The organism is Crenobacter oryzisoli, from assembly GCF_030385785.1.
In the GTDB taxonomy this organism is placed as follows: domain Bacteria; phylum Pseudomonadota; class Gammaproteobacteria; order Burkholderiales; family Chromobacteriaceae; genus Crenobacter_A; species Crenobacter_A oryzisoli.
Genome location: NZ_JAUEDK010000013.1, coordinates 86,952 through 93,093, shown reverse-complemented (window position 1 = coordinate 93,093; position 6,142 = coordinate 86,952). Strand labels below are relative to the sequence as shown.

The 6,142-nt window shown below is 59.9% G+C and carries 8 protein-coding genes; 5 read left to right on the top strand and 3 right to left on the bottom strand.

What is annotated here, in order from left to right:
- Positions 1 to 4: 4 nt before the first annotated feature.
- Complete coding sequence (locus QU481_RS09535) at positions 5 to 955, bottom strand: MBL fold metallo-hydrolase (RefSeq protein WP_435382731.1); 951 nt, start codon at positions 953 to 955, stop codon at positions 5 to 7.
- 2 nt (positions 956 to 957) lie between these two features.
- On the opposite strand from QU481_RS09535, the gene QU481_RS09530 reads away from it, so the two are divergent.
- The 5 genes from QU481_RS09530 to QU481_RS09510 are packed head-to-tail and all read left to right on the top strand — an operon-like array spanning position 958 to position 3,822.
- Positions 958 to 1,278 (top strand): ArsR/SmtB family transcription factor, encoded by a 321-nt coding sequence (locus QU481_RS09530; RefSeq protein ID WP_289829721.1) that lies wholly within the window; start codon positions 958 to 960, stop codon positions 1,276 to 1,278.
- A gap of 10 nt (positions 1,279 to 1,288) precedes the next feature.
- Complete coding sequence (locus QU481_RS09525) at positions 1,289 to 1,720, top strand: YeeE/YedE family protein (RefSeq protein WP_289829720.1); 432 nt, start codon at positions 1,289 to 1,291, stop codon at positions 1,718 to 1,720.
- Positions 1,721 to 1,729: 9 nt separating this feature from the next.
- The gene (locus QU481_RS09520) at positions 1,730 to 2,179 is read left to right on the top strand and encodes a YeeE/YedE family protein (protein WP_289829719.1); all 450 of its coding nucleotides are present in this window, start codon (positions 1,730 to 1,732) and stop codon (positions 2,177 to 2,179) included.
- Complete coding sequence (locus QU481_RS09515; protein WP_289829718.1) at positions 2,173 to 2,973, top strand: sulfite exporter TauE/SafE family protein; 801 nt, start codon at positions 2,173 to 2,175, stop codon at positions 2,971 to 2,973. The genes QU481_RS09520 and QU481_RS09515 overlap by 7 nt, the downstream gene beginning before the upstream one ends.
- Before the next feature lie 33 nt (positions 2,974 to 3,006).
- Entirely contained in the window at positions 3,007 to 3,822 is an 816-nt protein-coding gene (locus QU481_RS09510) for a c-type cytochrome (RefSeq protein ID WP_289829717.1), read from the top strand.
- A gap of 371 nt (positions 3,823 to 4,193) precedes the next feature.
- Here the strand turns inward: QU481_RS09510 and QU481_RS09505 are convergent, their stop codons facing one another.
- On the bottom strand, positions 4,194 to 5,630 hold the full coding sequence (locus QU481_RS09505; RefSeq protein ID WP_289829716.1) for an RtcB family protein: 1,437 nt from the start codon (positions 5,628 to 5,630) through the stop codon (positions 4,194 to 4,196).
- Positions 5,631 to 5,657: 27 nt separating this feature from the next.
- Positions 5,658 to 6,083 carry an archease gene (locus QU481_RS09500; protein WP_289829715.1) on the bottom strand — a complete coding sequence of 142 codons (426 nt, stop codon included), beginning with the start codon at positions 6,081 to 6,083 and terminating at the stop codon, positions 5,658 to 5,660.
- Between the last annotated feature and the right edge of the window lie 59 nt (positions 6,084 to 6,142).

The following is a 6,142-nucleotide window of genomic DNA, read 5'->3' as shown; positions in this document are numbered from 1 at the left end:
GCCCTCATAGGGCGTTGAGCGGAATCTTCAAATAGGACACCCCGTTGGCTTCGGCCGGCGGCAGGGCTCCGGCACGGATATTGATCTGCACCGAAGGCAGGATCAGTGCCGGCATGTCGAGCGTAGCGTCGCGCGCCTGACGCATGCCCACAAACATGGCTTCAGTGATCCCATCATGGATGTGAATGTTATTGCGGCGCTGCTCTGCCACCGTGCTGACCCAGGCCGGCGCCCGTCCGTTCGGCGGATAGTCGTGGCACATGAACAGCCGTGTCTGCTCGGGCAAATTCAGCAGGGCGCGGATCGAACGATAGAGGAGGTGTGCATCGCCGCCGGGAAAATCGCAGCGCGCGGTGCCGACATCGGGCATGAACAGGGTATCGCCGACAAACACCGCGTCACCAAGCTGATAGGCCATATCGGCCGGGGTATGGCCGGGAACGTACCAGGCCTTAGCTTCCAGGGCGCCAATGGCAAATGTCTCTCCGTTTTCGAACAGATGGTCAAACTGTGAACCGTCCGGCAGAAAACCGGCCTCGAGATTGAACAGCTGCTTGAATACCTGCTGGACCTCACGGATATGTGCGCCGATGGCGATGTGCCCCCCGGCCTGCTGTTTCAGGTAACGCGCCGCCGACAAATGATCGGCATGGGCATGCGTCTCGAGGATCCATGCCAAAGACAGCGCATTGGCTTGCAGATAGGAGAGCACTTGGTCGGCCGAAGCGGTGCGCGTACGTCCTGACTTGGGGTCATAGTCGAGCACCGGGTCAATCACGGCGGCATGCCCGCCGCGCTGGTCGAACACAATGTGAGTCACGGTTCCGGTAGTCGGGTCGTAGAAGCTTTCGATCTGGCCTTGCATGCTCTGCTCTCCTGATGGGGTGATTTCATTATATTGATAAACATAATGTCTGCAAATATAATGAAATTGATCTCGATCAACAGGACGCACCAATGACCCCTACCGCCCCAGTCATTGCCATCGACCGGCTGCGTGCCGCGGCCGGTGATGCGACCGCATTGCTGCGAACCCTCGCCCACGCGGACCGCCTGTTGTTGCTCTGCCAGCTCAGTCAGGGCGAGCGCTCGGTCAGCGAGCTGGAAGCATTACTGGGGATTCATCAGCCGACGCTGTCGCAGCAGCTTGGCGTGTTGCGCAACGAAGGGCTGGTCAGCACCCGGCGCGAGGGCAAGCGTATCTTCTATGCGGTCGCCGACGACAAGGTGCTCGCCCTGCTTGGCACCTTGTACGCGCTGTTTTGCCCGAAAGATTAAGGAACCCACTATGCATATCGACTGGAGTCATTTCACCCCGTGGACGTCGCTCGCCGGCGGATTGCTGATTGGCCTGGCCGCAGCGTTGTTTGTGCTGTGTAACGGCCGCATTGCCGGCATCAGCGGCATTGTCGGCGGCTTGCTGCGCCCCAGTCGGGGCGAGGTGGGTTGGCGCCTTGCTTTTGTGTTCGGCCTCGTGCTGGCACCACTGGCGTACTCGCTGGTTGCCGTTCTGCCTGCACGCCGAATCGACGCCAGCATCACGCTACTGATCGTGGCCGGGGTGCTGGTGGGGCTTGGCACCCGCTACGGTGCCGGCTGTACCAGCGGCCATGGCGTGTGTGGCCTGTCGCGGCTGTCGCCACGCTCGCTGGTCGCGACGCTCGCGTTCATGGCGAGCGGCTTTGCGACGGTCTTTATCGTGCGTCATCTGATTGCCTAAGGAGAGAAAATGATGGCCGTACTGTTTTCCTGGCTGGCCGGACTGCTGTTCGGCGTGGGGTTGATCCTGGCCGGCATGGCCAACCCAGCCAAGGTGCTTGGATTTCTCGATCTGGCTGGCGCCTGGGACCCGTCGCTGGCGCTGGTGATGGGAGGCGCAATTGCGCTTGGACTCGGTGCCTTCACGCTGGCCAAGCGGCGCACGCGTTCACTGCTTGGCCTGCCGATGCAACTGCCAAGCAACCGCAAGATCGACCGCCGCCTAATGCTGGGCAGCGTGCTGTTCGGTATCGGCTGGGGACTGGCCGGCATTTGCCCGGGCCCGGCCCTCGTCTTGGTCGGTGCGGGTGAAGGCAAGGGCGTGCTGTTTGTGCTGGCCATGCTGTTCGGCATGGCACTGTTCGAGGTACTCGAACGCCGCCATCAGGCCAAGGCGCATGCAGCGAGGACGTCATGCTGATCGTCGTGCTGCTTGGTGCTGCGGTGGGCGTCGTGCTGGGTCTGACAGGTGCCGGAGGAGGCATCCTTGCCATACCGGCGTTGATGGCAGGCCTTGGCTGGGAAGTTCAGCAGGCGGCTCCGTTAGCATTGCTGGCCGTCGCCATTGGTGCGGCTGTCGGTGCCGTAGAGGGGTTATTCAAGGGATTGGTGCGCTACCGGGCGGCCCTATTGATGGCGCTGGCAGGCGCTCCGTTTACGGCCTTCGGCGCAGTGATTGCTCAGCATGTACCGGGACGGCTACTTTCCGTGCTGTTCGCCGGGGCGATGTTGATTGTGGCTGCCCGTGCCTACCGTAGCAGCCGCAATAGTGGGCAACCCGAAGTGCAGACGAGGGCGGCTCCGTGCACGCTCAACCCGGCAACCGGCCGCTTGCACTGGACACCGATCACCCTGGCAGCAATCGCCGGCGTTGGCGCGTTTACCGGTTTCTTGAGCGGGTTGTTGGGGGTTGGTGGCGGGTTCGTGATCGTACCGGCGTTGCGGCGACTAACCAACCTGAGCATGCATGCCATCGTGGCGACCTCGCTGTTGGTGATCGCCCTAGTAGGGAGTTCTGCCGTCGCATCCACCTTGATGCACGGTGCCACCATCCCGCTCAAGGAAGGGGTTGGCTTCGTTCTCGCTGCCGCTGTCGGCATGCTCGGCGGACGCCTCCTCATTCACCGGATGTCGCCTGCTCAAGTGCAGTTGGGCTTCGCATCGCTGGTGGCGCTGGTCGCTGGAGGGATGCTCTTCAAAGCGCTGTGGCTGTAATACAGTAACAGCTATAGATGGAGGAGAATGCCAATGAAGTGGTTCACCTATCTGTCTGGTGCTTTGTTGATAGCGGGATCAGTCGCCCCGGCCATGGCCCAATCAAGTGGTGCTGTTCTGACCGTTCCGAATGAGGCGACCCTTCCCAAGGGGCCGGTGGGCGATGCCATCAAATACGGCAGAGCCTTGCTCAGTAATACTCGCAGAATGTTGCCGAACAATGTGGGCAACGGCCTAAACTGTTCCAGCTGTCATTTGAGCGGGGGCACGGTCGCCTATGCCTCGCCTTGGGTGGGGCTGACTGGTGTATTCCCTGAGTACCGGTCGCGTAATGGCAAGCTGATTTCTTTGCAAGAGCGGATCAACGACTGCTTTCAACGCTCCATGAATGGCAAACCACTGGCATTCGATTCTACGGAAATGAACGCCATCATGGCTTATATGAAATGGCTTTCCACCGGAGTGCCCACTGGCACCAGCGTGACAGGGCGGGGCTTCGAGAAAATTGACGCCTCTCTTAATCCGGATCACGCGCGTGGTGCCGCCCTTTACGCAAGCCAATGCGCCGCATGTCACGGCTCGGTTGGACAAGGTACGACTAACCCACAAGGTGGCTATGTCTTTCCTCCCGTCTGGGGGCCAGACTCTTTCAACGTAGGTGCCGGCATGGCTCGCCTATACACGGCCGCTGCCTTCATCAAGCACAACATGCCCCTGGGCCGGGGTGGCTCGCTCAGCGCACAAGAAGCCGTGGACCTTGCATGGTATGTCACTCAGCAGCCGCGGCCGGATTACCCTGCCAGAATTCATGACTGGCCAAAGGGAGGCAGACCCAAAGACGCACGATGAGGTCACATCGCACGCCCTCAATGGGTTTGGTTCTCAGTTTTTTGTTAAAGGCCATGTTCATGAACGGGTTATTCGGCAACACGGAGAAAGGTCATGCAAAGCCAGAAAGAACACTAGGAAAAGGTCTACCAGACGAAACAAGCCGATGCAGTGAGCTGGTTTCAGGAACCATGGAAGGGCTATGGCAGAGTTCGACATGATGAGGGGCGTTACACACTAGATTCCGGATGCCCATAAAAAACCCACCTTAGAGGCGCGTTCTACTCGCCAAGTGCCGCTCGACCTGACGTCCGCCAGCACCGACATTGGGGTTATTTACCGGTCAATTGCTGCTCGTTCACTTGTCGACTAACGACTAGTGGGCAGTCGGGTCAACCCTTTATGCAGATGACCGGAAGTAACCTTGCCACCTTGCGTGCCAGCCCCGCAGATTGTGCGGAATTGACGACGTTAGCGACCGACTTATAGGCGTCTGGGGCCTCCTCCGCCACGCCCCGCATGGAAGGGCTTCGCACGAGGATGCCGCGCCTGGCGAGTGTGTCGACAACGGTCCTCCCCTGCCAGTTCCTACGGGCTTCGGTACGACTCATCTGACGCCCCGCACCATGGCATGCGGAACTGAATGCCTGCTCGAAGCCTGGCATCTTGCTGACACCGGCTAGCACATATGATTCGGTGCCCATGCTGCCACCGATTAGTACAGGCTGCCCCAGGTCTTTGTACGCATCCGGCAGGTCTGGATGACCGGGACCGAAAGCCCGGGTGGCGCCCTTGCGGTGAACGAAGAGCAATCGCTTGCGGCCATCGACGAAGTGTTCCTCGGCCTTGCAGGTATTGTGAGATACGTCATACAAGAGCGAGAGCTCGGCCTGCGGCAGCACCTTGGCGAACGCCTTCCGTGTGAGATGCGTAAGAATCTGTCGGTTGGCCAAGGCACAGTTAATGGCTGCACGCATCGCGCCCAGATAACGCTCACCAAGTTCAGACTGGATAGGCGCGCACGCAAGTTCGCGGTCCGGCAAAATGATGCCGAAACTGTTTGCAGCAATCACCATTTCCTTAAGGAATTCGGTGCCAATTTGATGGCCAAGGCCTCGCGAGCCGCAGTGAAGCGAGACGACAATTTTCCCTAGCTCCAGACCGAATCCTCTCGCAATATCAGGGAGGAAGACCTCGGCGACTTCCTGGACCTCCAAGTAGTGGTTGCCCGAACCAAGGGTGCCCATCTCGTCTTGCTGGCGGCGCTTTGCAAATGCCGACACCGCAGTTGGCTTGGCATCCGACATTATCCCTCGCTCCTCGATGTACTCCAGGTCCTCATCCGCCCCGTAGCCCTGTGCCACGGCCCACTGTGCACCCCCCATCAGCATGTCATGCATGTCACCGTGCGAGAGATGGACTAGGCCGGTGCTGCCTACGCCAGCTGGTATTGCCGCATAGAGGGCATCGGCCAGCCGGGCTTTGACGCCTTCAAGCGCTTCGCGGTCGAGCCCGGTGCGCAAAGTTCTTACGCCGCAGGAAATATCAAAGCCAACGCCGCCGGCCGAGACGACGCCGCCCTCGTCGGGGTCGAATGCTGCGACACCGCCGATTGGGAATCCGTAGCCCCAATGCGCATCTGGCATGGCAAACGAAGCGCCAACGATTCCCGGCAGCTTGGCTACGTTGCAAACTTGCTGACAGACCTTGTCGTCCATACCCTGGATGAGGCGACTGTCTGCAAAAATAACGCCGGGTACGCGCATTCCGCGCTCTGGGGCAATATGCCACTCATATTCGCCATGGCGGGTCAAGCTAGCCGATTCCATGGTCCGCATCCTCCAGCGTCTTGGCCACTAGACATCGATTACGCATTGCGCCAGCCACGAACCGTCTGAATCCTGCCTTACGCTGAGCGCCGTATAGGTGGCCCCCTTGGGCTCCACTGCTGGTTGGTGCCTGGAAATATCGATGGGTTCTCCACCTATTGCAGCGGAGAGCCCGCCAGCCTGCAGCGTCACGCGGAACAAACAAAAGAGCATCTTCCGTACCGCCATCTCATAGATGATACGGTTTAGCCATTCCACTAGCAGCAATTCGAGGTCTGGAGCTTGGCATGCAATCTCCACCACCTCGTTCGCTCGCACGTGCTCGACCTCAGTCACGATGGCCGTTAACGCGACTGCGGCCTGCTCGAATGCAATCTCGGCGCTCGATCCAATACCACGCACGCCAACATCTGCGTCGTGCAGGAAGTGTTCCCAGTGCGCGGTCAGCGCCATACGAACCTCCATCTGTTCATACTTAAGCGTAGCACCGTGTCAGCGCCCAGGGCGCCGGC